This window comes from Vibrio metschnikovii CIP 69.14, from assembly GCF_000176155.1.
In the GTDB taxonomy this organism is placed as follows: Bacteria; Pseudomonadota; Gammaproteobacteria; order Enterobacterales; family Vibrionaceae; genus Vibrio; species Vibrio metschnikovii.
In genome coordinates, this window is record NZ_ACZO01000002.1 from 1 (window position 1) to 26,128 (window position 26,128).

Consider the following 26,128-nt stretch of genomic DNA (forward strand, 5'->3'; position numbering starts at 1 on the left):
TTGACTCTTCAAATTAACTCGCTAGAATTCACCTCCGCTTCGAAGCTCAACGAGAGATTCGCAAGCCAGCTCTTTAACAATTTAAACCAATCAATCTGTGTGGGCACTCGTTGATGATAATCAAAATGCTTAGCAATAAGCACTTCGGTTTCAATGAACTGAGTGACCAAATTGATAGGGCTTTTCGAAGCGCTATCGGCACAGTCAATTCATTATCGTTCTGTTGGAACGATAATAGCTTTGAATTACGCTTCTATTAATAGGAGCTAGGTAATTTAGAGTCAGTATTCATTGAGCCAAAAAGAACTTAAATTGAAGAGTTTGATCATGGCTCAGATTGAACGCTGGCGGCAGGCCTAACACATGCAAGTCGAGCGGTAACAGGAAGGAAGCTTGCTTTCTTTGCTGACGAGCGGCGGACGGGTGAGTAATGCCTGGGAAATTGCCCTGATGTGGGGGATAACCATTGGAAACGATGGCTAATACCGCATGATGCCTACGGGCCAAAGAGGGGGACCTTCGGGCCTCTCGCGTCAGGATATGCCCAGGTGGGATTAGCTAGTTGGTGAGGTAATGGCTCACCAAGGCGACGATCCCTAGCTGGTCTGAGAGGATGATCAGCCACACTGGAACTGAGACACGGTCCAGACTCCTACGGGAGGCAGCAGTGGGGAATATTGCACAATGGGCGCAAGCCTGATGCAGCCATGCCGCGTGTATGAAGAAGGCCTTCGGGTTGTAAAGTACTTTCAGTCGTGAGGAAGGGGGTATCGTTAATAGCGGTATTCTTTGACGTTAGCGACAGAAGAAGCACCGGCTAACTCCGTGCCAGCAGCCGCGGTAATACGGAGGGTGCGAGCGTTAATCGGAATTACTGGGCGTAAAGCGCATGCAGGTGGTTTGTTAAGTCAGATGTGAAAGCCCGGGGCTCAACCTCGGAGTTGCATTTGAAACTGGCAGGCTAGAGTACTGTAGAGGGGGGTAGAATTTCAGGTGTAGCGGTGAAATGCGTAGAGATCTGAAGGAATACCGGTGGCGAAGGCGGCCCCCTGGACAGATACTGACACTCAGATGCGAAAGCGTGGGGAGCAAACAGGATTAGATACCCTGGTAGTCCACGCTGTAAACGATGTCTACTTGGAGGTTGTGGCCTTGAGCCGTGGCTTTCGGAGCTAACGCGTTAAGTAGACCGCCTGGGGAGTACGGTCGCAAGATTAAAACTCAAATGAATTGACGGGGGCCCGCACAAGCGGTGGAGCATGTGGTTTAATTCGATGCAACGCGAAGAACCTTACCTACTCTTGACATCTACAGGATCCTGCGGAGACGCGGGAGTGCCTTCGGGAACTGTAAGACAGGTGCTGCATGGCTGTCGTCAGCTCGTGTTGTGAAATGTTGGGTTAAGTCCCGCAACGAGCGCAACCCTTATCCTTGTTTGCCAGCGAGTAATGTCGGGAACTCCAGGGAGACTGCCGGTGATAAACCGGAGGAAGGTGGGGACGACGTCAAGTCATCATGGCCCTTACGAGTAGGGCTACACACGTGCTACAATGGCGCATACAGAGGGCTGCAAGCTAGCGATAGTGAGCGAATCCCAAAAAGTGCGTCGTAGTCCGGATTGGAGTCTGCAACTCGACTCCATGAAGTCGGAATCGCTAGTAATCGTGGATCAGAATGCCACGGTGAATACGTTCCCGGGCCTTGTACACACCGCCCGTCACACCATGGGAGTGGGCTGCAAAAGAAGCAGGTAGTTTAACCTTCGGGAGGACGCTTGCCACTTTGTGGTTCATGACTGGGGTGAAGTCGTAACAAGGTAGCGCTAGGGGAACCTGGCGCTGGATCACCTCCTTACGTAAAGATTGTGCATTGATGAGTGTTCACACAGATTGAATTGGTTTAAGTAGTAAAGAGAGTATCTTAGTGTCCCGTTCGTCTAGAGGCCTAGGACACCGCCCTTTCACGGCGGTAACAGGGGTTCGACTCCCCTACGGGATACCATCTTAAAGCGCATTGCTAAGCAGTGTTTTTTAAGATGGTTTACTCGTTTTAAAGCGATAAATCTAGCTCTTTAACAATTTGGAAAGCTGACAAAGTAACTTATCTTCATTGATGAGTTACTTGTAAAGTTCTCAATCTTTATCTTTTGATAAAGACCAAAAATACACATTCAAGTGTGCTTGGTGAAAAACATCTTCGGATGCTTTTCAAAATTGAGTCCGGCAAAATCTGTCTCGCACTCATGTAAATTAAACGCGAGACAACTTGGTCGCTTGTTTGTTTTCACTTTCGTGAAAGCAAGAAGCCAAAGACCCTTTGGGGTTGTATGGTTAAGTGACTAAGCGTACACGGTGGATGCCTAGGCAGTCAGAGGCGATGAAGGACGTATTAACTTGCGATAAGCGTAGATGAGGCAGTAAAAGCCACTCGAGTCTACGATTTCCGAATGGGGAAACCCAAGTGCATAAGCACTTATCGCTGCGTGAATACATAGCGCAGCGAGGCAAACCGGGGGAACTGAAACATCTAAGTACCCCGAGGAGAAGAAATCAACCGAGATTCCGAAAGTAGCGGCGAGCGAAATTGGATTAGCCCTTAAGCTTTATTGGTGTCAGGCGAAGTGCTCTGGAAAGGCACGCGATACCGGGTGATAGCCCCGTAGCCGTTAACGCCAGTAAAGTGAAATCGAGTAGGGCGGGACACGTGATATCCTGTCTGAATATGGGGGGACCATCCTCCAAGGCTAAATACTCCTGACTGACCGATAGTGAACCAGTACCGTGAGGGAAAGGCGAAAAGAACCCCTGTGAGGGGAGTGAAATAGAACCTGAAACCGTGTACGTACAAGCAGTAGGAGCCTCTTTAATGGGGTGACTGCGTACCTTTTGTATAATGGGTCAGCGACTTATATTCAGTGGCAAGGTTAACCAAATAGGGGAGCCGTAGGGAAACCGAGTCTTAACTGGGCGTTCAGTCTCTGGATATAGACCCGAAACCGGGTGATCTAGCCATGGGCAGGTTGAAGGTTGAGTAACATCAACTGGAGGACCGAACCGACTAATGTTGAAAAATTAGCGGATGACTTGTGGCTAGGGGTGAAAGGCCAATCAAACTCGGAGATAGCTGGTTCTCCCCGAAAGCTATTTAGGTAGCGCCTCGGACGAATACTACTGGGGGTAGAGCACTGTTAAGGCTAGGGGGTCATCCCGACTTACCAACCCTTTGCAAACTCCGAATACCAGTAAGTACTATCCGGGAGACACACGGCGGGTGCTAACGTCCGTCGTGAAGAGGGAAACAACCCAGACCGCCAGCTAAGGTCCCAAAGTATTGCTAAGTGGGAAACGATGTGGGAAGGCTTAGACAGCTAGGATGTTGGCTTAGAAGCAGCCATCATTTAAAGAAAGCGTAATAGCTCACTAGTCGAGTCGGCCTGCGCGGAAGATGTAACGGGGCTAAGCAATACACCGAAGCTGCGGCAATGCGATTTATCGTATTGGGTAGGGGAGCGTTCTGTAAGCCGTTGAAGGTGAACTGTAAGGTTTGCTGGAGGTATCAGAAGTGCGAATGCTGACATGAGTAACGACAAGGGGGGTGAAAAACCTCCCCGCCGGAAGACCAAGGGTTCCTGTCCAACGTTAATCGGGGCAGGGTAAGTCGACCCCTAAGGCGAGGCCGAAAGGCGTAGTCGATGGGAAACGGGTTAATATTCCCGTACTTCTTATGAATGCGATGGGGGGACGGAGAAGGCTAGGTGGGCCAGGCGACGGTTGTCCAGGTTCAAGTGCGTAGGCTAAGAGACTAGGTAAATCCGGTTTCTTGTTAGGCTGAGACACGACGTCGAGCTGCTACGGCAGTGAAGTCATTGATGCCCTGCTTCCAGGAAAAGCCTCTAAGCTTCAGTTCATAAGAAATCGTACCCCAAACCGACACAGGTGGTCGGGTAGAGAATACCAAGGCGCTTGAGAGAACTCGGGTGAAGGAACTAGGCAAAATGGTACCGTAACTTCGGGAGAAGGTACGCTCTTGACGGTGAAGTCCCTTGCGGATGGAGCTATTGAGAGTCGCAGATACCAGGTGGCTGCAACTGTTTATTAAAAACACAGCACTGTGCAAAATCGCAAGATGACGTATACGGTGTGACGCCTGCCCGGTGCCGGAAGGTTAATTGATGGGGTTAGACGCAAGTCGAAGCTCTTGATCGAAGCCCCGGTAAACGGCGGCCGTAACTATAACGGTCCTAAGGTAGCGAAATTCCTTGTCGGGTAAGTTCCGACCTGCACGAATGGCGTAATGATGGCCACGCTGTCTCCACCCGAGACTCAGTGAAATTGAAATCGCTGTGAAGATGCAGTGTACCCGCGGCTAGACGGAAAGACCCCGTGAACCTTTACTACAGCTTGGCACTGAACATTGAACCTACATGTGTAGGATAGGTGGGAGACTTTGAAGCGCAGTCGCTAGATTGCGTGGAGTCGACCTTGAAATACCACCCTTGTAGTTTTGATGTTCTAACGTTGGCCCCTAATCGGGGTTGCGGACAGTGCCTGGTGGGTAGTTTGACTGGGGCGGTCTCCTCCCAAAGAGTAACGGAGGAGCACGAAGGTGGGCTAATCACGGTTGGACATCGTGAGGTTAGTGCAATGGCATAAGCCCGCTTAACTGCGAGAATGACGGTTCGAGCAGGTGCGAAAGCAGGTCATAGTGATCCGGTGGTTCTGAATGGAAGGGCCATCGCTCAACGGATAAAAGGTACTCCGGGGATAACAGGCTGATACCGCCCAAGAGTTCATATCGACGGCGGTGTTTGGCACCTCGATGTCGGCTCATCACATCCTGGGGCTGAAGTCGGTCCCAAGGGTATGGCTGTTCGCCATTTAAAGTGGTACGCGAGCTGGGTTTAGAACGTCGTGAGACAGTTCGGTCCCTATCTGCCGTGGGCGTTGGAGAATTGAAGGGGGCTGCTCCTAGTACGAGAGGACCGGAGTGGACGAACCTCTGGTGTTCGGGTTGTCACGCCAGTGGCATTGCCCGGTAGCTAAGTTCGGAATTGATAAGCGCTGAAAGCATCTAAGCGCGAAGCGAGCCCTGAGATGAGTTCTCCCTGGCACTATAAGTGTCCTAAAGGGTTGTTCGAGACTAGAACGTTGATAGGCAGGGTGTGTAAGCGCTGTGAGGCGTTGAGCTAACCTGTACTAATTGCCCGTGAGGCTTAACCATACAACACCCAAGGGGTTTTGGTGGACTCAAAGAAGTGCATTGAATGTGTAGAGAATGAAAAACAGCTTTCCGAATTAACCAAATTTGCTTGGCGACCATAGCGTTTTGGACCCACCTGACTCCATGCCGAACTCAGAAGTGAAACGAAACAGCGTCGATGGTAGTGTGGGGTCTCCCCATGTGAGAGTAGAACATCGCCAGGCTTTAATACTGGTTTTTAGACCTAAGGTCTGAAGACAGAAACTCAATAAAGCAGCCAATCAGACTTTATCGAGTAACAAGACAATGTGGAGCGGTAGTTCAGTTGGTTAGAATACCGGCCTGTCACGCCGGGGGTCGCGGGTTCGAGTCCCGTCCGCTCCGCCACTGATAAGAGTCCCTAGCAGTAATGCTGGGGATTTTTTATTGTTCGTTATTAATACGAAAGAAAAGCAGACAGCGGATAAGTTTAATTAAATAGAATACCGGCCTGTCACGCCGGGGGTCGCGCTGGTTGTTCAACGGCAGGGAGTCCCGTCCGCTCCACTGATAGAGTCCCAAAATAAACCTTATTCTAAGTATTGTTTAATGCTGTTGGTTAGGTAAAATGCGGCTAGGTGATGATGTTCCACCTAGCAGTTATGCTAAACCGCTTTTCAAGCTGATGACGTCTGTACATGCAATGAGATAACAAGATAAGTTCTTGTTGTGTCTGTGTACAGCTCATTTGGCTCATCACAGAATCATTGCGTTTTATCCCTTTTGTTAAGAGTGAAGCAATGATGCACACCTCAAAGAACCAATTTTATCCTCACACCGTTTATTGCTTATTATTCAGTATTATAAAGTTAACGCTTTTTAAAGACGCTTAATTAGTGTTTCGCTACGTTATTTACATTAATCACGACTATTATTATGCCTGTTATCTATTTAGTTAGCGCTGAATCTCGTTATTGAATGATGATCGGTGGAAGTGAAGCAAATCATTATTAAATGATTTGTACATCATTGGGAGCATAAATTTTGTCTATCAAATCTCTGGATCATTTACCTCACGTTGTACTACAAACATTACGTTGGACATTGCTAGTTACCCCATTAGCAATTTTAGTCGGCTTGATGAATGCTTTTTTCTTATGGGCTTTGGAATTTGCGACTCAGACTCGTGTCGATAACCCGCATTTAATTTATGGGCTTCCTATTTCTGGTTTAGGATTAGTATTTTTTTATCGCCAGTGGGGAGGTATTTCCGAGCGTGGTAATAATCTGATTATCGACCAAATTCATCAATCGAATGAGAAAATTCCTTTTCGGATGAGTGTTTTTGTACTCGTTGCGACGGTAGTTACTCATCTATTTGGTGGCTCTGCGGGACGGGAAGGTACGGCGGTGCAAATTGGCGGCGCGGTATCAGCTTGGTTTAGTCGCGTGTTTAAACTGGATGAATCTGATCAACGCTCTATATTGGTTGCAGGAATTGCCGCGGGGTTTGGTTCGGTGTTTGGCACCCCGATTGCGGGAGCTATTTTTGCCGTGGAAGTCCTGTCAGTCGGTAGGATTAAATATCAAGCATTACTACCGGCATTGATTGCTGCGGTTTTAGCGGATGTGGTATGCAGTGCGGTAGGGGCTCATCATACGCACTACAATATCGGCTTTGCCCAGTTCAATAGTTTGTTTGAGCATCCTATATCGATTGATTTTATTTTAACTGGCAAGATATTGATTGCTGGCGTGATATTTGGCTTAGTGGGTTTACTGTTTAGTGAACTAACATCAGGCTTGAAAGCTTGGTTTCTACGTAGGTTACGCAATCCTTATTTAATTGTATTTTGTGGTGGTTTGTTAGTGATTGCTATCGTTAAGTTAATTGGTAACTATGACTATATTGGTATTGGTGTTTATCCTATACGTGAAGGTGGAGTGAGTATCACTTCTGCATTTGAGGCCGGTGGCGCTGAATGGAATAGCTGGATATTAAAATTGATTTTAACGGCGATAACTTTAGCAGCTGGCTTTAAAGGTGGCGAAGTTACCCCCTTGTTCTTTATTGGAGCCACATTAGGTAATTTCCTCGCATGGGTAATGGGGGCACCGGTTGAGCTGTTCGCTGCGCTAGGCTTTTTAGCGGTGTTTGCTGCAGCAGCCAATACTCCTCTAGCTTGCATTATTATGGGGGTTGAATTGTTTGGGGCTGATCATCTGATCTACTTTGCTTTAGTTTGTTTTATTGCTTATTACGCCAGTGGTCATAGTGGTATTTATGGTTCACAACGTATTGCGGTGGCTAAACGCATTTCTCCTTATCAACCACCTAAAATAGACCAAACCGTCGCTCAGGCGATGGCGAGTAAAAAGAATAAGCAATAACTGTTAACTATTTTGCTGTTATCACTAGATTGCTAAATTTATATAATCTTGTATGCTAGTTTTCACTTGTCGGAGTGCCATATGGCTGAGACCGTTTATTCGGGATCCGTTGAACCTGATCAGGCTAATACCTGCGAAGGGAACAAGAGAAGACAATTTGTGGTGTCTTATTGTAACCCTATCTACACACCACTGATCTGTTGATCCCCTCTTGTTGCATCTTTCCGTCAAGCATTATCCCTAATGAATAACACAGGAAAATGCTATGTCGATTCGTAAACAAGCGAGACTGGAAGCAAAACAGTTTATTGATTCACTTTCAGTTCAACCTTACCCCAATTCTAATAAAGTTTATATTCAAGGCTCGAAACCAGAGATTCGCGTACCAATGCGCGAAATTACTTTGGCTGACAGCTTGATTGGTGGCACTAAACAAGCACCGATCTATTCAGCAAATCAACCGATCCCTGTTTATGACACCTCAGGTGTGTATACCGATCCAAACTATACGATCAATTTAAAGCATGGCTTGCCTAAGCTGCGTGATTCATGGATTGCAGAGCGTGGTGATACTGAAACGCTACCGGTGATGAGTTCAGAGTTTGCCCGTCAGCGCTTAGCCGATGAAACTCTCGATGAGCTGAGATATGGCCAGTTACCTGACATTCGACGAGCTAAAGCGGGTAGACGAGTCACTCAGTTACATTATGCCAAACAAGGCATCATTACTCCTGAGATGGAGTTTATCGCCTTACGTGAAAATATGGGACGGCGAGAGTATCAAGATCAGCAGCTTAATCATCAGCACCCAGGTGAAAACTTTGGTGCCCATTTACCTGCTGAGATTAGCGCTGAATTTGTCCGTCAAGAGGTCGCGGCTGGACGAGCGATCATTCCTTGTAATATCAATCATCCTGAATCTGAACCCATGATCATCGGCCGCAACTTTTTAGTCAAAGTGAACGCGAATATCGGTAATTCTTCAGTGAGCTCTTCTATTGAAGAAGAGGTGGAGAAGTTGGTTTGGGCCACCCGTTGGGGGGCAGATACGGTAATGGATTTATCCACTGGACGTAACATTCATGAAACTCGGGAGTGGATTTTACGTAATAGCCCAGTACCTATAGGCACTGTTCCTATGTATCAAGCGTTAGAAAAGGTTAACGGCGTTGCTGAAAATCTGACCTGGCAGGTGATGCGCGATACCTTGTTAGAGCAAGCGGAGCAGGGCGTTGACTATTTTACCATTCATGCAGGCGTGCTGTTGCGTTATGTACCGATGACCGCAAAACGTGTTACTGGGATTGTCTCCCGTGGCGGCTCTATCATTGCTAAATGGTGCCTTGCCCATCACCAAGAAAATTTCTTATACACCCATTTTCGTGAGATTTGCGAGATTTGTGCTCAATATGATATTTCCTTATCGCTTGGTGACGGTTTACGTCCTGGATCGATTGCTGATGCCAATGATGAGGCGCAGTTTGCCGAACTAAGGACCCTTGGTGAGTTAACTAAAATTGCTTGGGAGTATGATGTTCAGGTGATGATCGAAGGGCCTGGCCATGTACCCATGCATATGATTAAAGCCAATATGGACGAGCAACTTAAGCATTGTCATGAAGCGCCTTTTTATACTTTAGGCCCGTTAACCACCGATATTGCACCGGGTTATGATCATATCACGTCAGGAATTGGTGCGGCGATGATAGGCTGGTTTGGTTGCGCCATGCTGTGCTATGTGACGCCCAAAGAGCATTTAGGCTTACCGAATAAAGAAGACGTAAAAACCGGCTTAATTACCTATAAGTTGGCAGCTCATGCGGCGGATTTAGCGAAAGGTCATCCCGGTGCTCAGGTAAGAGATAATGCGTTATCGAAGGCTCGTTTTGAATTTCGTTGGCAAGACCAGTTTAACTTATCGCTTGATCCGATCACTGCTAAAGCTTTTCATGATGAAACCTTACCGCAAGAATCTGGCAAAGTTGCTCATTTCTGCTCAATGTGTGGTCCTAAATTTTGCTCGATGAAGATCTCTCAAGAAGTGAGAGAGTACGCTAACGATGTACAGCAAGTGGCGGCGGATCAGGCTATTTCGGTGACTATGCTGGAAAGTCCTTTACAAGGCATGCAGCAAAAATCGCAAGAGTTTCGTGCCTCCGGTTCGCAGTTGTATCATCCAGCGGTGACAGCGGGGGAGTAAAGCGTGAAACTATTAATCCCTGCTCATTGTATTGAGTTAACGGGAGCCGTTCAGCAAGTCTTACTACTTGCTAAGCAGCAAGGTTTTGCGATCGAATCGATTGAATTGGGCGTTAGTCCAACCCAATCGATGCAGCTGCTTGGCCAGCATCGTTACTCGTTGCAGACGGATCTCTTTCCTTCTTTCTCAGGCTCAGAGCCATCACGGCAAAACTTGGCATCTATTGCCTTTGGCTATCAGTCGCGTAAGAGCGATAGTGATATTGATAACCTAGACTCAGCCACCTTACTGATTGGCGCTGCTTATAAAGGTCAGCAAAGGGATATTTGGCGTCACACCGATGGTGAATTAATGTTCCTATCGGGGGCGATGTTATCTCCAGCCCAGGCTTGGCATCATTTAGCGTGGTTGGTCGCGGCACTATGTTTGGAGTTTGCCCTTGAAGATGCTTTATGCATCGCTAGGGCTGCGCTGAATGTTTCACGTGAAACATGGCCAAAGGATTATGCTTATTTCCCTGCTGTGCAATCTTGCCTGGTCGATGAAACTAGAGCGATCAGCTTTCCCTCACTGGCTAAACAGAGCTTAGGTCTTTATCCGGTGGTGGATAATATCGCTTGGGTAGAATCCTTGCTTAAGCTCGGCATAAACACACTTCAGCTACGGATAAAAAATCCTCAGCAAGTGGATTTAGAACAGCAAATTGTTCGTGCGATTGAATTGGGCCGTCAATATCAAGCTCAAGTCTTTATTAATGATTATTGGCCATTGGCGCTTAAGCATGGTGCATTTGGCGTTCATTTAGGCCAAGAAGATTTACAATCAGCGGATCTTGATGCTTTAGCTAAGGCTAACATCCACTTAGGGTTATCAACCCATGGTTACTTTGAATTACTGACCGCGTTAAAAATCAGGCCGAGTTATATCGCATTAGGGCATATCTTTCCTACCACAACCAAGCAAATGCCTTCACGTCCTCAGGGGTTGGTACGTTTGGCGCTATACCAGCAGTTAGTAGATAGCAGTACCGACTATCGATATTTAGTGCCAGCCTCAGCTCTCGATCAACAACTCACTATAGAACGAGACAGTACCATTAAGGGAGAGTTACCAACGGTAGCGATCGGGGGTATTGATTTAACCAATATTCAATCGGTAGTGGAATGTGGCGTTGCCAGTGTTGCCGTCGTGCGTGCCATTACTGAGGCCGATGATGTACACGCCGCAGTTAAGCATCTCCAAGCTCAACTAGCCAGTAAGCCGCAGGAGCAAAAGCTATCAACTCAGGAGGTGGCCGATGTTAACGGATAAGCAATTTTTACGTTATCAACGTCAGATTTGTTTGCCTGATATTGCTGAGCAAGGGCAAATCACATTGCTCGCAAGCAAGGTGTTGATTATTGGTTGTGGCGGTTTAGGCAATGCGGTAGGCCAATATCTTGCCGCTGCAGGGGTTGGCAAACTGATCCTAGCTGATGACGATACGGTAGAAGTCTCTAACTTATCTCGGCAAATCGCTTTTCAAACTCAACAAGTAGGCATGTCGAAAGTCTCTGCTTTACAGCAATCTCTACAGCGCTTAAACCCTGAAGTACGCATCCGTTGCGTCAATCGGCGGATGGATGAGGCGCTATTAAATTTAGAAGTACCGATGGCCGATGTTGTTGTCGACTGTAGTGATAATAGTGTCACGCGCTTTGCGATAAACCAAGTTTGTCACCAGCATGGTGCTGTACTTATTTCTGGCTCAGCGATTGGCTGGCAAGGTCAATGTATCGCGTTTAATTTTCGTCAGCCACATACCGCTTGCTATCGTTGTCTAGTGGCTGAGCATAACTCAGCGCGTAATTGCAGTGATAGTGGGGTAATTGGACCGGTAGTAGGGATGATAGGTAATCTACAAGCCTTAATGACTTTACAAGTCTTGCTCGATATTGATCCGGTTAAATATCAACAGCTGCACTATTTTGATGGACACAAGTTAAGTTGGCAGCAATGGCGACTAGCGGCTGATCCTGACTGTCCGGTGTGTCATTCAGCATCTTCAACAGCAACGTCATCTTTTGCTGATCATTTTCACCAAGAGGAGATTACCTAATGACCATCTCTGTGACTATTAATCAACAGCTGCAGCAATTAGCACAACCGATCACCATTGCTGAATTACAACAGCAATTACAGTTACCCACCGTGGGCAGTGTATTTGCGCTTAATGATGGCATTATTCCCCAAGGTTTATGGGAGCAAACCATAGTTAACGACGGTGACACGATTGCCATATTTCAAGCCATCGCAGGAGGTTAATGATGTTAACTATTGCAGGAACTCAGTTTCAATCACGACTATTAACTGGCACTGGCAAGTTTGCCAATCGCCACACCATGGCAGCAGCGATAGCCGCTAGCAAATCCCAGCTGGTGACGATGGCTTTAAAGCGAGTCGATTTACAGCATCGTGAGGATGACATTCTCGCGCCCTTGATCGCTGCTGGTGTTCAGCTATTGCCCAATACTTCGGGAGCGAAAACTGCCCGTGAAGCGATTTATGCTGCCCATCTTGCTCGAGAGGCGCTGCAAACGAATTGGCTTAAACTGGAAATCCACCCAGACCCGAAATATTTAATGCCCGATCCGATAGAAACTTTACTGGCCGCTGAACAATTAGTGAAAGATGGCTTTATTGTTTTACCTTATTGCCACGCCGACCCTGTGTTATGTAAACGCTTGGAAGAGGTGGGCTGCGCGGCGGTCATGCCATTAGGAGCGCCGATAGGCAGTAATCAGGGGTTAAGAACGCAAGACTTTCTAAAGATCATCATTGAACAAGCCAATGTGCCAGTAATTATTGATGCCGGCATTGGTGCCCCTTCTGATGCGATGTTAGCGATGGAAATGGGCGCGGATGCGGTATTAGTCAATACTGCGATTGCGACTGCCGCTGATCCCGTTTTGATGGGGCAGGCTTTTAAGCAAGCGGTCGAAACCGGACGCTTAGCTTATCAAGCAGGATTAGCCGCTCGTGGTCAACAAGCGGTGGCCTCAAGTCCGTTGACCGCTTTTTTGGATTGATACTATGAGCTTTCTAAATCGCTTTGCTGAGCTTAATTGGGATGATATTAAGCTGTCCATATACAGCAAGACAACTACAGATGTCGAGCGGGCGTTAGCCAAGCCAGTTAGGACATTAACCGATTTCCAGGCCTTGCTATCACCAGCCGCTGAGCCATACCTTGAGCAGATGGCTCAGCTGTCTTATGCTGCTACTCGCCAACGCTTCGGCCACACCATGGGCTTGTACGTGCCGCTGTATTTATCGAACTTGTGCGCCAATAGTTGCACCTATTGCGGTTTTTCAATGGAAAATCGCATTAAGCGGAAAACTCTTGATGTTGATGAAGTGCAGCAAGAAATAGCCGCTATTAAAGCAATGAACTTTGATAGTGTGTTATTGGTGACGGGTGAGCATGAAACTAAAGTCGGCATGAATTATTTTCGGCAAATGTTACCGTTAATAAAGTCCGCTTTTCATCGTGTCGCAATGGAAGTACAGCCGTTAGCACAAGCGGAGTATGCAGAATTAAAAAGCTTAGGTTTAGATGCGGTGATGGTTTATCAGGAGACGTATCATCCTTCTACTTATGCTCAGCATCATTTACGTGGCAAGAAAACCGATTTTGAATTTAGGTTAGCGACTCCAGATCGCCTTGCCAAAGCTGGGATTGATAAAATCGGTTTAGGGGCTTTAATTGGTCTGGATGATTGGCGTACGGACAGTTTTTATGTCGCAACACATCTCGATTATTTAGAGAAGACCTATTGGCAAAGTCGCTATTCAATTTCTTTTCCGCGCTTACGGCCTTGTACGGGAGGGGTGCCTCCCAAGTCACTGATGACAGATAAACAGCTGGTGCAGCTTATTTGTGCTTTTCGTTTATTTAATTCGCAGGTTGAGTTATCGCTCTCTACTCGTGAATCGGCTGAATTTCGCGATCATGCTATGTTGCTTGGTATCACTAGTATGTCGGCAGCGTCGAAAACCCAACCGGGAGGGTATGCGGATAATAAACCAGAATTGGAGCAATTTACGATCAGTGATCAGCGAAGCGCGGCAGAGGTGGCGACTATTATTGAAGCTCGTGGACTTGCTCCGGTATGGCAAGACTGGCACTCGGTGTATTCTGGAGGGTATGTTTCACGTGAAACATTAACCAGTAAGAGTTTGTCATCACTTTAACGGATGCTTTGACACTTGAAGCTTAGTTAACTTAAAACTTAGTTAATATGTGTCTTTTAAGCTAAAAGCAATTCTCAAACGAAGCTTATTAAGTTGTTGAGATAAAGCACCAAGGTAATGAATAACTTTCTTGGTGCTTTTTTCATTTATTAGATAAGTAAGCCTGTTAACGGATAGCGATGAGTCACAAAGCGATTAAGCGGCTTGATGATATTTACCTAATAGCGCGTGATAAAAATCATCGTCATTTAGCGTGCCAACAAGTTGCTGCTTATCGATGAGTAGGATTGGCAGGCCGGTTTTGTAACGGATCTCTATCGCATCGCGCATACTGATTTCAGGACTGGTCATCACTAAAGTGGTCGAGTTTAGTTCCGTGGTTGACATGCCCGATTGCCAAGCCATCAGCTGTAATGAGGGTGGCTGATGATTAGTGCCAGTTAACTGCCAACCTTGTTCCTTATGTTCTAACCATAAATCACGTTGCGAACAAACTTGCCAGCGTTGTTGATCTTGACTGAAAGAGGATGAGTCTTTCATTAACGAACGACCTTTCAGTACATTCAATGGATTGGTATGAGCGACAAAGTCTTTGACGTATTGATTGGTAGGGGTTAACACAATCTCTTCCGGTGTACCATGTTGGATCAGCTCTCCTGATTCCATTATGGCAATATGGGTGCCGATTTTTAACGCTTCATCGAGATCGTGGCTGACAAAGACAATGGTTTTATTGAGTTTCTTCTGTAAGCTTAATAGCTCATCTTGTAGCTGACTACGAATTAAAGGATCAAGAGCAGAGAAAGGCTCATCCATTAATAGTATGTCGCTGTCCATGGCAAAGGCTCGGGCGAGTCCAACCCTTTGCTGCATTCCGCCTGAGAGTTCATGTGGGTATTTATCTTCCCACTCTTGTAGATCAACCATTTGTAGCTTTTCTCTGGCTTGCTGGCGACGTTGTTTTTTACCAACGCCCTGCATTTCTAAACCAAAAGCGACGTTATCCAGCACGGTTAACCATGGCATTAAGGCGAACTTTTGAAATACCATCGAGACTTTATGCATTCTCAGTTGACGGAGTGTGGTTTGATTACAATCGGCCAGATTAATTGAATCCTGGCCATCTTGAACCAGTAGTGAACCGCGAGACACCGAATTTAAGCCATTAATAGCGCGTAGCAAGCTTGATTTACCGGAACCGGACAGCCCCATGAGTACGCAAATTTCACCTTGTTCAACATCAAGGCTCACGTTATTCACGCCAACCACAGTGCCGGTTGCAGCATTAATTTCTTGGCGTGACTTGCCTTGATCGAGTAAATCCAATGCAGGTTGGGGATTGTCGCCAAAGACGACATCAAGGTTACGTATCGTGATCGCATTCATTAGCTGTTTTCCTTACGTTGCGGCGTTTTACATAAACGGTCAAGAATGATGGCAACCAATACAATGGCGAGACCGGCTTCAAAGCCTTGGGAAATATTAACCGTATTGAGGGCGCGAATGACGGGTTTACCAAGACCATCGGCACCGACTAAGGCTGCGATGACCACCATTGAGAGCGAAAGCATAATACATTGGGTGATACCGGCCATGATACTGGGTAAAGCGGCGGGAAGTTCGACTTTAAACAACAGCTTCATTTTGCTAGCGCCAAAAGCTTTCCCTGCTTCAAGCAGCTCTTCTGGAACTCGGGTTACCCCTAAATAGGTCAGACGAATCGGGGCGGCAATGGCAAAAATAATCGTTGAGATTAGCCCCGGAACAATGCCAAGACCGAATAAAACTAGGGTCGGGATCAGGTAGACAAACGTTGGTACGGTTTGCATCAAATCAAGAATCGGTCTCAATAGGGTGTATAGCCAAGCTCGATGAGCAGCCATAATACCAATTGGTACGCCAATTAATACGGAAATCGTTGTTGCGGCAAACACCAAAACAAAGGTTTCCAGCATTTCTTGCCAGTAGCCAAGGTTAAGAATCAGTAGTAATGAAGCAATGATGAAAATGACCAGAGAGAAGCTGCGATGTAGCCACCAAGCCAAAGCGGCCGTGATCAAAATGGGAGCGGCTGGTGGCATGGCTTTAAATAGATCAATTAACAATAAAATACTACTTTCTAATACAAAAGCGATCACATCAAAAAATCGTTCTCCATGAATAGTCAGCCAGTCAACAAACGACTCCATCCATTGTCCGAGAGGAATTTTGTGTTCAGTAATCATAAGCATAGTTCCTTATTCACTTGGCGATGGCCGGTGAAGCTATCGCCACGCGAGGGGTAAAAATTAGCGAGATAAATATAGGTTTACAGCGGCAAGAGCTGGTTGGCCGTCAATGGTGGTTACATTGTTGAGCCAGCGGCTTAGCGTTTCAGGATTCGCTTGTAGCCATTGCTGAGCCGCTTGTTCAGGGGATTGATTTTGGTTGAGGATAGCATCCATTAACTCATTCTCACTTTCTAAGCTAAAGACGAGGTTAGTTAAGAAATTACCAACGTTTTCACATTCATTAAGGTAGTTTTGACGCACGTTAGTGTGAACACTAGCGCCACCGTAATTAGGACCAAAGTAATCATCACCACCACTTAAATAAACCATATCAACCATAGTATTCATTGGATGTGGTTCCCAGCCAAGAAAAGCCACCCATTGTTGACGACGTACAGAGCGTTGAACCTGTGAGAGCATGCCCGCTTCGCTCGATTCAACAATCGAAAACTCACCGAGGCCATAGGCGTCATCTTCAATCATAGACAGCAGGGCGCGGTTGCCGTCATTGCCAGGCTCTAAGCCAAGGATTCGATTGCGAAATTTATCACTGTGTTTGGCGAGATCGGCAAAAGAGGTAATACCTGCATCATAGACATACTGAGGGACGGCTAGGGTATACTTTGCGCCTTCTAGGTTAGCACGTACGGTTTCAACGGTCCCTGCTTCACGGTAACGGGCGATATCCGCTTCCATGGTTGGCATCCAGTTGCCAAGGAATACGTCAATATCTCCATTAGCCATCGAAGAGTAGGTCACGGGTACGGAGAGTAATTGAGTGCGAGTCTGATAACCAAGTCCTTGCAGGATTTCACTTGCTACGGCGGTGGTGGCGGTAATATCTGTCCAGCCGACATCGGCAAAGCGAACCGTTTGACATTGGTTAGCATAAGCATTGAATGATAATGCAGCGACGGAGAGATAGGTGGTCATTTTAAGCATAATGTTTCCTTGTCATTGAACTATTTTCCTGAGAAGTTGAGCGTTCCATTGGTCGAATGGCTGCTCGGCTACGCTGTTTATTATGCCAACTGTCTGCAATCCACACTGGGGCAGGTTCAGCAGGTAACAGCGATTTATTGAGGATCATATCAGCGGCACGTTCGGCAACCATGATTGTTGGAGCATTTAGGTTACCGTTGGGTATGGTGGGGAAAATGGAGGAATCGACAATCCGTAACCCTTGAATACCAAACACTCGACACTGGTGATCCACGACGGCCATGGCATCATCGGCTGAGCCCATTTTGCAGCTACAAGAGGGGTGATAAGCACTCTCAACATTTTGTTTAACCCAATTATCAATCGCTTCATCGCTGCTAATGGATAAGCCGGGTTGAATTTCTTCACCACGATAGTCATCTAATGCGGGCTGCGCGAGTAACTCACGAGTTAAGCGAATGCAGTCTCGCCAATCTTGAATATCTTGTTGGTGTGATAAATAACGGAACAGAATCGCTGGCTTTTGCTTTGGATCGCTGGAGCGAATCCAAACCCGGCCGCGACTGTGTGGTTTATTGGGACCAACATGCACTTGAAAGCCATGACCATCAAACGCGGTTTGGCCATCGTAACGCATCGCGGCTGGTAAAAAGTGGTATTGAATATTTGGCCATTTGAGTCCGGCGCGTGAGCGAATAAAGCCACAAGATTCAAAATGGTTGGTTGCCCCTAGGCCTTGTTTAGTCAAGATCCACTGGGTGCCGATCATCCCTTTGCTGATTAAACCGAGTTTGCTGTTTAACGTGATCGGTTGTTGGCAGCGATACTGAAAATAAACTTCTAAGTGATCTTGCAGGTTTTCACCCACGCCGGGTAGTTGGTGTTGCACTTTAATGCCAGCACTCTCTAATACATCACTAGGGCCAATCCCCGATAATTGCAGTAATTGTACGGAACCAATTGAGCCAGCGCTGGAAATGACCTCTTGATTAGCAAACGCCACTTGGGTTTGGCCGCCTTTTTCAAATTCGACGCCAATCGCGCGTTTATCTTTGAGTAGCACTTTACGCGTCAGTACGCCTTTAAGCAGGGTTAAGTTAGGTCGAGCTAAAGCACGTTTTAAATAGGCATTGGCGGTTGAAGCGCGCACTCCGTTATTAACCGTCATGTGCATTGGCCCAAAACCTTCTTGTTGGTAGCCATTGTAATCATCGGTTTTCGGGTAGCCAGCTTGTTCGCCAGCATCGATGAAGGCTTGGTAAAGTGGGTTGAGCGTCATCTCGTTACCGTTGCAGGTCGCCACTGGACCGTCACCGCCTCGATAGGTATCCGCTCCTTGACTCCATGATTCGGCACGTTTGAAGTAGGGTAAACATGAGGCGTAATCCCAGCCTTGTGCACCGTGCTGTTGCCACTCATCAAAGTCGCAAGCATGGCCTCTGACATAAACCATGCCGTTGATGGAAGAGCTGCCCCCTAAGACCTTGCCGCGTGGACAATGCAGTTGTCGGCCATCAAGTCCAGGTTCGGCGAGAGATTCAAATTGCCAAGCGTATTTAGCGCTGTTCATCGGGTAAGACAGGGCGGTTGGCATTTGGATAAAAATGCTTTTATCACTGCCGCCGGCTTCAAGTAATAACACCGAGTTATCTGGATGTTCACTTAATCGATCCGCTAACACACATCCTGCTGATCCGGCACCGATAATAATATAGTCATAATGCTGTTTCATGATCACTCCTTAAGCATAAGGGCCGACGAAGTCATCGAGTTCGATTAACACACTTTTGGTTTGGGTATAGTGAGCTAAGGTTTCGATACCATTTTCTCTTCCTACGCCCGATAGTTTGTAACCACCGACAGGCATTTGCGCTGGAGAGTCTCCCCATGTATTGATCCAGCAAATACCGGCTTGTAGCTGGTGGATAACACGATGAGCGCGAGAAAGGTTTTGGGTAAACACCCCAGCGGCTAAGCCGTAATCGGTGTTATTAGCCCGTTGAATAACTTCTTGTTCATCCACAAAGCTCAGTACCGCCATTACTGGGCCAAAGATCTCCTGTTGGACAAAGGCCATTTCATCGTCACAATCGATAAACACAGTAGGGGCAACAAAGTAACCGTTGGCGCATGAACCTTCTGTGACCGCTTTTCCACCGGTGAGCAGGGTGGCTCCACTTTGTTTGGCGTTATCTATCGCTGACAGCACTTTGTCAAAATGTTGTTGAGAGATCAGCGAGCCTACTTGAGTATTTGGATCCATCGGATCGCCAACAACGAGAGCTTCCGTGCGCGCTTTAAGTTGTTCAATAAATGCTGGATAAATGGATTGATGAACAAATACCCGAGTGCCGTGAGTACACACTTCGCCTTGGGTATAGAAATTAGCGGTCATCGCCGCTGAGACGGCTTGGGCGAGCTTAGCATCATCAAAAATGATCAAGGGTGATTTACCGCCCAGCTCCATGGTCACTGATTTTAACGTTTTCGCGCTATCGGCCATCACCGCTTTACCGGTTCCACTTTCCCCAGTGAAAGATACTTTTGCTATCTCAGGGTGAGCGGTGAGCATTTGTCCTACTCGGGCATCTCCTTGCACTACGTTGAACACGCCATCCGGTAAACCTGCTTGTGTAAAAATTTCTGCCAGTTTGAGTACGCTGAGCGGCGTTTCTTCTGATGGTTTAAAAATCATGGCATTACCCGCTGCTAAAGCGGGGGCTGATTTCCACATCGCAATTTGGATAGGATAGTTCCAGGCGCCAATCCCTGCGCAAATGCCCAGCGGCTCTTTGCGGGTATAAAAGAATTGGCTGTTTGAGAGTGGTTGCTGCTCACCCTGCAGCGTTGGGGCTAGGCCGGCAAAGTACTCGATCACATCGGCGCCCGTGGTGATATCAACGGTAAGTGCTTCTTGAATCGGTTTGCCGGTGTCTTGGACTTCGAGTTTGGCTAACTCATCATTACGCTCACGGAGTATCGCGACCGCTTTTAACAAAATTCGGCTACGCTCAGTCGCGGTCATGGCTGACCAAATCGCAAATCCTCGTTGAGCGGAATCAATCGCCGCTTGCACGTCGCTGGTGCTAGCTTGACCTAAAATGGCCAGTGGCTCTCCGGTTGCGGGGTTGTAGCTGGTGAAAGTTTCTCCCGATGACGCATAGCAAAGCGCGCCATCGATATAAAGTGAAGCGATTTCCATATAAAGACCTATTGAGTAAGTGCTGCATGTTGAGCGAGTTGTTGTTGTAAGTAATCGTTAATTAAGTGCTGGGCTTGGTCGGCATTAATCCCGTTGGGATTAAGCGCACCACGTAGCCAGAAACCATCGATTAGAGCGGCGATGCCCTGCGCAACTCGTTGGGCATGAGCTTTGGGGAGTAATGCTTTGAGTTCAATGTGTAAATGAGAAATTAGCCGTTTTTCATTCACCCGTTGTAAACGGTTGAGTTGTGGGTCATGCATTGAATATGACCAGAAAGCTAACCAAGTTTTGACGACGTGACTTTGGGTTTGAAAGCCGGCGAAATTGGCTTGCACTATGGCATTAATTCGCGCTTGATGAGCGTCCTTTTTGAGTTTGCTTAACGCATTCGTCACGGTGAGTGAGTGCTCACGAAGGATAACGCGCATGGTTTCTTCTAATAAGCCGTGCTTACCACCAAAATAATGATTAATGATCCCGGTTGATACCCCAGCTTGGCGGCTGATCAAGGCAATGCTAGCAGCGTGTAATCCAACTTGTTCAATCACCGTCATGGTGGCCTGTACGAGTTGTGGTTTTCGTATGTCAGGCATTCCAATCTTAGGCATTAACACTCCCTGTTATCTTTAATTGAACGATTAGTTAACAATAACTTTACTCAAATAATCGTTAGATCTCAAACTATTATTTTTGTTTTGCATGAGGATTTGGTAAGTGTTGGTTTTATTTTTACCTTTAAATCAAATGGTTATTTTATTTTTTTGATTGTTGAATTTTTATTAATAATTAGAGGTGTTTTAGTCTATTGAAGTGTTTATATCCATCCTACTTGAAACTGTACTCCACGTTGTTTGGCGATAGATAAGAGATGAGTTGGGTATAAAAAATCCCTTAACCAAGAGGTTAAGGGATTAAAATGAAAGCTTAGCCGAGAGAATAGAACACGAAGCAAATCGGTGTAACCAGAGTGGTTGGTTTCAGCGTGCAGACTGGTTTACACTCGGATTTATCCGCTTATAGAGTGATTGGCTGAGTGGCTTTTTCTAACCAGAGTTTCACCTCGCTCTCGACCAGTGGGCTAATGTCGCGCCACACCTTCTGGTGGTAGTCATTAAGCCAAGCAATCTCATACGCGGCTAACAGGCTAAAATCAATCACTCTGGTATCGATTGGGCAACGAGTCAGCGCTTCAAAGCCAAGCATGTTTTTATCCCCTTGGGTTGGGATCTCAACCACTAACTCAAGATTTTCAATCCGAATGCCAAACTCGTCAGCTCGGTAATAACCAGGCTCGTTAGACAGCACCATACCAGGACGTAAAGCGACGGGGTTATGGACTTTGCTGATCCGTTGTGGCCCTTCATGGACACTTAAAAAGTGTCCGACACCATGGCCTGTACCGTGATCGTAATCGTAGCCTTCGGCCCATAAATATTGGCGTGCAAGCGCATCCAATTGATGGCCGCAAGTCCCTGCTGGAAAGCGAGCTTGAGCTAAGGCGATATGCCCTTTAAGCACGAGCGTAAACTGGTGTTTCATCTCTGCGCTTGGCTGACCAATCGCAATGGTACGCGTGATATCGGTAGTACCGTCGAGATATTGACCGCCTGAATCAACTAAGTACAAACTATTTAAACTAAGCTCACCGGGCTGCGGCTGATTGAGGTGATTATAGTGACACATTGCCGCATTACTGCCAGCGGCAGAAATCGTATCAAAGCTAAGATCGGCCAGTGTTGGGTCTTGAGCACGGAAAGCGTAAAGTTGGTCAGCTAACTGGGCTTCATTGTAGAGACGACCAGCGGCGACCTCATGGTCTAGCCAAGAGAGAAATTTACTCATCGCCACGCCATCACGGATATGACAGGCTTTCATTCCTGCCACTTCCGTTGGGTTTTTGGCCGCTTTGGGCAGTAAGCATGGATCGCTATCATTGATCAGCTTGGCGCCAGCATTTTGTAATACCAGCGTAAACCACGCATTACTGGTCGCTGGGTCGAGCATCACTGTGCGGCCAGTAAGTTGTTCTAATCTGGATTGTAATTGCTCGGGGTGATAAACACGTACTCCCGCGCCTACGTGCTGCTCAAAACCGGTTGCTAAGCGCGATGGTTCGAAGAAAAAGTCGACGCTCGCATCAGCATGAATGATCGCGTGTGAGAGCAAAACTGGCAGGCGAGCCACATCGAGCCCACGAATATTTAATAGCCAGCAAATAGAATCCAGTTCAGTGAGAATCGCGCAGTCGGCTTTTTTAGCCTGTAATAGATTAGCTATGGTTGCACGTTTAGTGTGGCAATCGACGCCCACTTGTTCAACAGGCATCAGTCTCATCGCCGAGGTCACTGGCGCTGGGCGGTCTTGCCATAATAGGTCAATCGGGTTTTCAGTGATGGCCACCAGTGAGTATTCACCAGCGAATAGCTGTTGAGCGTTGGTTAACCAGCTAGCTCGGTGCATTCTTGGGTCATAACCGATTTTACTGCCTTTAGGGAGCTGTTCGGTGATCCATTGTAGATAAGGCTCTTCAATTAAATGACGATACTGGAAAATGTCGCTAGGTACTTGCTTCGGCACCTGCACCGTGTAGCGACCATCAGCAAAGATAGCGGCGTTATCGCTGGTGATCACGGCAGCACCGGCCGAGCCAGTAAAGCCAGTAACCCACTCTAAGCGTTCGTTTTGAATCGGTACGTATTCCCCGAGATACTCATCTTCATGAGGAACAATTAGGGCATCTAAGCCTTGTTGAATCAGCCAATGGCGCAGTTCAGTAATACGTTGAGCAATGGGGTGTGACATGAGGGTAATCCTTGTTAACGGTCCTTGATAAAGGCTCATGGCAGTGGTAAGCCAGAGATAATATAAGCTACCTCTTTTGCTATAGGGGTGCAAATCTGTCTGATTTGGCTCAGTAGATAAGCCTTAATTGATGCGTTTACTGAGCTTGTCTTAATTTTCTATTCAACACCATAACCGTGTTGGCGAAGATGCGTGGTTTTGCTGTCGATAATTTGTCGTAGCCAACTGAGCGCAGGGTCGTCTTCTCGATCGCGGTGCCAAAATAGCGTGTAGGCCATCGGTGGAAATTCCAATGGGATAGGTAAAACCACCAGATTCATCTGCCGAGCAATCATGTAAGTAAAGTGTCGCGGGGCGGTAAACACAAAGTCGGTATAGGTACATAAGCTGGCAGCACTATTAAAATCAGGCACTGTGATAGCAATATCTCGTTCTAAGCCGATATCAGCGAGTCGATAGTCGAGTAACCAACGATCGTTGCCATCACAGCGCACTTGAACGTGGCGTAAAGAGAGGTAGCTTTCTAAATTCCATGTGCGTTCTAATACCGGATGATCTTGGCGAACGGCACACATTTGAGTGTCTCTGAAGACTTCTTGTTCGCAAATGTCTTTCGGAGGCAGCATGGTTAGCCGTGCATCATTAATATCAATGTCTTTGCCGGTGATCCCCAGATCTAATTCGCCGAGCTGTAATTTTTTGAAGGTTTGATCACTCCAGGCATGAGTACTGATATTCAGTTTTGGCCCCTGGCTAAAAATAGCCGGTAAAAAGTGTGGCAGAATCAGCGAGTACACACTTTCCACAGCGGCAATGTGAAAGCGATATTCACTCGATTGGGGAGCAAACACTTCCGGCTGGTTAATTAACTCTAACTGATTGACCAAAATATCCAGTTTAGGTTTAAGAAATAAGGCTTTAGGTGTGGGTTTTAATCCATATGAGTGACGAATAAACAACGGATCATCAAATTGAATACGCAATTTGGCCAGTGATTTACTGACCGCCGATTGACTAAGACAGAGTCGACTTGCGGTACGGGTCACGCTGAGCTCTTCGATCAATACTTTTAAGCAAACCAATAAATTGAGGTCAAGGCGCGCTAAGCTTTCAATCTTCATCTATTTTTCCATTTGGGAATAATGCTGATGAGTATACGCCATTTCTATTCATATCTGTTTGCCGCTATGATAGGTACCTCTTAATTTATACCCTTATTGATGTGGAATAATTCCGTGAACGTGACTGCTTTACCGACACCAAGTCGTTTGCAAATGGTGCTACTGACACTGTTAGTGCTGTTTAGCCCTTTGGCGATTGATATTTATTTACCTGCTTTACCGAAAATTGCCCAAACGTTTCACGTGGAACATGCATTAGCACAAGATACGATCACTTGGTTTTTATTTGCGATGGGCGTCGGACAACTGTTCGCTGGACCACTCGCAGATAAATATGGACGTCGAACTGTTGCATTAGTTGGAATCAGCATTTATGCCTTGAGCGCTTTATTGGCGTGGAGTGCACAAAGTATTGAATGGATGCTGATTGCTCGGTTGTTACAAGGCTTAGGTGCGTGCGCGACATCGGTAGCAGCCTTTGCAACAGTTCGCGATCTTTTTGGCCCAGAGCGCAGTGGAAAAATGATCAGCTATTTAAATGGTGCGATCTGTTTTATCCCGGCACTGGCGCCTATTTTGGGCAGTTGGTTAACCCAGCAATTCGGCTGGCGCGCTAATTTTAGTTTTATGGCGGGTTTTGCGATGACGATTGGGTTGCTGATCCTGTTTAGTATGAAAGAAACCAACCCCACGACCGAGAAGCAAGCTTACTTTGCTTGGTCTCGTTACTGGTCAGTATTAAAAACGCCTTCGTTTCTGTTTCATGCTTCGTTATGTATGTTAGCGATGGCAGTGATCCTTGCTTACGTCGTTTCTGCGCCTTTAATACTGATGGATCGCTTAGGTCTGAGTATGAACCAGTTTACTTTTTGGTTTGGAATTAACGCGTTAGTGAATATCGTCGCTTGTTTGTCGGCTCCGAAAATGATGGATCGGGTTGGCACACACCGCACGTTAGTGTTGGGAATTATCGCCCTGCTGGTGGGTGGTAGCGTGATGGTGATGTTAGCTGAGGTTGCCACTGCATTAGCATTTATGTTACCAATCTTTATTTCATCAATAGGCTTTGCATGGATTCTCGGTGCAGCAGCGGGCAAAGCGTTAGCTCCGTTTGGTGACCGAGCGGGTACCGCTGCCGCTTTATTAGGATTATTCCAAATGAGTGGTTCAGGTTTACTGGTTGGTACATTACAACGTTTAAGTTTTGAACCACAAATCTTGATAGCTTTGCATATGTGGTTGGTGGCTCCGGCACTGATTATTTTGTTTTCAAAAGTTGGTCGTCGTTGGCATCAATGGGCGCTCAATTCTTAATAGTTATCGGATACGCTAAAACATAGGCGCTCAGAACATGCCATGTTTGGCCTGAAAATAGACGGGTTAGCTATTTTCTAAAGGGTGGAAGATGTGTATATTGTTCACTCTTACTTTTGAACGATATTTTTGGAATACGATACGATGTCAATGACCACTTATGAAATGGCTCGCATTTGGGAACAGCTGGATGAATCACCGGAAAAAGTGATGTTTGGCAAGTTGCTCAATGAACTGGGTAACCAAAGTAGTGAACGTATTCGTAGTGCAGCTAAGCAAGTACCGGTTCCTGTATTGCGTGACTTGGTTTATCAATTTGAACAAGTCATCGAAGCTCGCAAAGGGGAGCAAGTGGAATTGCTGGCCAAGCAACTTTCTGAGCAAGGCATTTCTGCTCAAGATCTGTTGAACTACCTCAATAAATAAACATCAGCACCGTTTATCATCAATCACCCCAATCGTTCAGGTTGGG

General features: G+C 46.7%; 17 protein-coding genes, 2 tRNA genes, 3 rRNA genes and 2 riboswitches. Of the genes, 14 read left to right on the top strand and 8 right to left on the bottom strand.

The features are described 5' to 3' along the window. Window positions 1–309: 309 nt before the first annotated feature. From VIB_RS00055 to thiH, 12 genes are all read left to right on the top strand, one after another. Window positions 310–1,854 (top strand): 16S ribosomal RNA (locus VIB_RS00055). Between the two features lie 71 nt (window positions 1,855–1,925). Further along, window positions 1,926–2,001 (top strand) — tRNA-Glu (locus tag VIB_RS00060). A 327-nt stretch (window positions 2,002–2,328) separates the two neighbouring features. After that, window positions 2,329–5,220: ribosomal RNA gene (locus VIB_RS00065) — 23S ribosomal RNA — on the top strand. A gap of 87 nt (window positions 5,221–5,307) precedes the next feature. Further along, window positions 5,308–5,423 (top strand): 5S ribosomal RNA (gene rrf / locus VIB_RS00070). Together the 16S, 23S and 5S rRNA genes with 2 tRNA genes alongside form the textbook arrangement of a ribosomal RNA operon. An 86-nt stretch (window positions 5,424–5,509) precedes the next feature. Next, window positions 5,510–5,586 (top strand) — tRNA-Asp (locus VIB_RS00075). 220 nt (window positions 5,587–5,806) lie between these two features. Next, window positions 5,807–5,880, top strand: a riboswitch (Fluoride riboswitch). Between the two features lie 342 nt (window positions 5,881–6,222). Further along, window positions 6,223–7,569 (top strand): voltage-gated chloride channel family protein, encoded by a 1,347-nt coding sequence (locus VIB_RS00080; RefSeq protein WP_004393820.1) that lies wholly within the window; start codon window positions 6,223–6,225, stop codon window positions 7,567–7,569. A gap of 60 nt (window positions 7,570–7,629) precedes the next feature. Next, a riboswitch (TPP riboswitch) is annotated at window positions 7,630–7,728 on the top strand. Between the two features lie 106 nt (window positions 7,729–7,834). Further along, on the top strand, window positions 7,835–9,769 hold the full coding sequence (thiC, locus tag VIB_RS00085) for a phosphomethylpyrimidine synthase ThiC (protein ID WP_004393824.1): 1,935 nt from the start codon (window positions 7,835–7,837) through the stop codon (window positions 9,767–9,769). Window positions 9,770–9,772: 3 nt separating this feature from the next. After that, window positions 9,773–11,080: a thiamine phosphate synthase gene (gene thiE / locus VIB_RS00090; RefSeq protein ID WP_004393826.1), complete on the top strand. Its 1,308-nt coding sequence runs from the start codon at window positions 9,773–9,775 to the stop codon at window positions 11,078–11,080. Continuing rightward, window positions 11,067–11,867 (top strand): HesA/MoeB/ThiF family protein, encoded by an 801-nt coding sequence (locus VIB_RS00095; protein WP_004393827.1) that lies wholly within the window; start codon window positions 11,067–11,069, stop codon window positions 11,865–11,867. The genes thiE and VIB_RS00095 overlap by 14 nt, the downstream gene beginning before the upstream one ends. After that, on the top strand, window positions 11,867–12,073 hold the full coding sequence (thiS, locus tag VIB_RS00100) for a sulfur carrier protein ThiS (RefSeq protein ID WP_004393834.1): 207 nt from the start codon (window positions 11,867–11,869) through the stop codon (window positions 12,071–12,073). The genes VIB_RS00095 and thiS overlap by 1 nt, the downstream gene beginning before the upstream one ends. Window positions 12,074–12,075: 2 nt before the next feature. Then, the gene (locus tag VIB_RS00105; protein WP_040903558.1) at window positions 12,076–12,837 is read left to right on the top strand and encodes a thiazole synthase; all 762 of its coding nucleotides are present in this window, start codon (window positions 12,076–12,078) and stop codon (window positions 12,835–12,837) included. Window positions 12,838–12,841: 4 nt separating this feature from the next. Beyond that, complete coding sequence (gene thiH, locus VIB_RS00110) at window positions 12,842–14,002, top strand: 2-iminoacetate synthase ThiH (RefSeq protein ID WP_004393836.1); 1,161 nt, start codon at window positions 12,842–12,844, stop codon at window positions 14,000–14,002. 195 nt (window positions 14,003–14,197) lie between these two features. Here the strand turns inward: thiH and choV are convergent, their stop codons facing one another. The 8 genes from choV to VIB_RS00150 all read right to left on the bottom strand — a co-directional run bounded on the left by choV (window position 14,198) and on the right by VIB_RS00150 (window position 24,342). Then, on the bottom strand, window positions 14,198–15,388 hold the full coding sequence (gene choV, locus VIB_RS00115) for a choline ABC transporter ATP-binding protein (RefSeq protein ID WP_004393838.1): 1,191 nt from the start codon (window positions 15,386–15,388) through the stop codon (window positions 14,198–14,200). Next, on the bottom strand, window positions 15,388–16,233 hold the full coding sequence (choW, locus tag VIB_RS00120; protein ID WP_040903560.1) for a choline ABC transporter permease subunit: 846 nt from the start codon (window positions 16,231–16,233) through the stop codon (window positions 15,388–15,390). Before choW ends, choV begins: the two co-directional genes overlap by 1 nt. A 57-nt stretch (window positions 16,234–16,290) precedes the next feature. Continuing rightward, window positions 16,291–17,214: a choline ABC transporter substrate-binding protein gene (locus tag VIB_RS00125; protein ID WP_040903562.1), complete on the bottom strand. Its 924-nt coding sequence runs from the start codon at window positions 17,212–17,214 to the stop codon at window positions 16,291–16,293. Beyond that, on the bottom strand, window positions 17,207–18,946 hold the full coding sequence (gene betA / locus VIB_RS00130; protein WP_004393842.1) for a choline dehydrogenase: 1,740 nt from the start codon (window positions 18,944–18,946) through the stop codon (window positions 17,207–17,209). Before betA ends, VIB_RS00125 begins: the two co-directional genes overlap by 8 nt. A 9-nt stretch (window positions 18,947–18,955) precedes the next feature. Then, the gene (gene betB, locus VIB_RS00135) at window positions 18,956–20,416 is read right to left on the bottom strand and encodes a betaine-aldehyde dehydrogenase (protein WP_040903564.1); all 1,461 of its coding nucleotides are present in this window, start codon (window positions 20,414–20,416) and stop codon (window positions 18,956–18,958) included. An 8-nt stretch (window positions 20,417–20,424) separates the two neighbouring features. Then, window positions 20,425–21,027 carry a transcriptional regulator BetI gene (gene betI, locus VIB_RS00140; RefSeq protein ID WP_040903566.1) on the bottom strand — a complete coding sequence of 201 codons (603 nt, stop codon included), beginning with the start codon at window positions 21,025–21,027 and terminating at the stop codon, window positions 20,425–20,427. 406 nt (window positions 21,028–21,433) lie between these two features. After that, a complete protein-coding gene (locus VIB_RS00145; protein ID WP_004393849.1) occupies window positions 21,434–23,221 on the bottom strand; it encodes an aminopeptidase P family protein in 1,788 nt (595 codons plus the stop codon). A 158-nt stretch (window positions 23,222–23,379) separates the two neighbouring features. After that, on the bottom strand, window positions 23,380–24,342 hold the full coding sequence (locus VIB_RS00150; protein WP_004393852.1) for a LysR substrate-binding domain-containing protein: 963 nt from the start codon (window positions 24,340–24,342) through the stop codon (window positions 23,380–23,382). A gap of 99 nt (window positions 24,343–24,441) precedes the next feature. Between VIB_RS00150 and VIB_RS00155 the strand changes: the two genes are divergently transcribed. Together VIB_RS00155 and tsrA are read left to right on the top strand one after the other, a co-directional pair. Continuing rightward, window positions 24,442–25,656, top strand: coding sequence for a multidrug effflux MFS transporter (locus VIB_RS00155; RefSeq protein WP_050782697.1), 1,215 nt, complete (start codon window positions 24,442–24,444; stop codon window positions 25,654–25,656). Between the two features lie 144 nt (window positions 25,657–25,800). Beyond that, complete coding sequence (gene tsrA / locus VIB_RS00160) at window positions 25,801–26,082, top strand: H-NS-like global regulator TsrA (protein WP_004393857.1); 282 nt, start codon at window positions 25,801–25,803, stop codon at window positions 26,080–26,082. Window positions 26,083–26,128 lie beyond the last annotated feature (46 nt).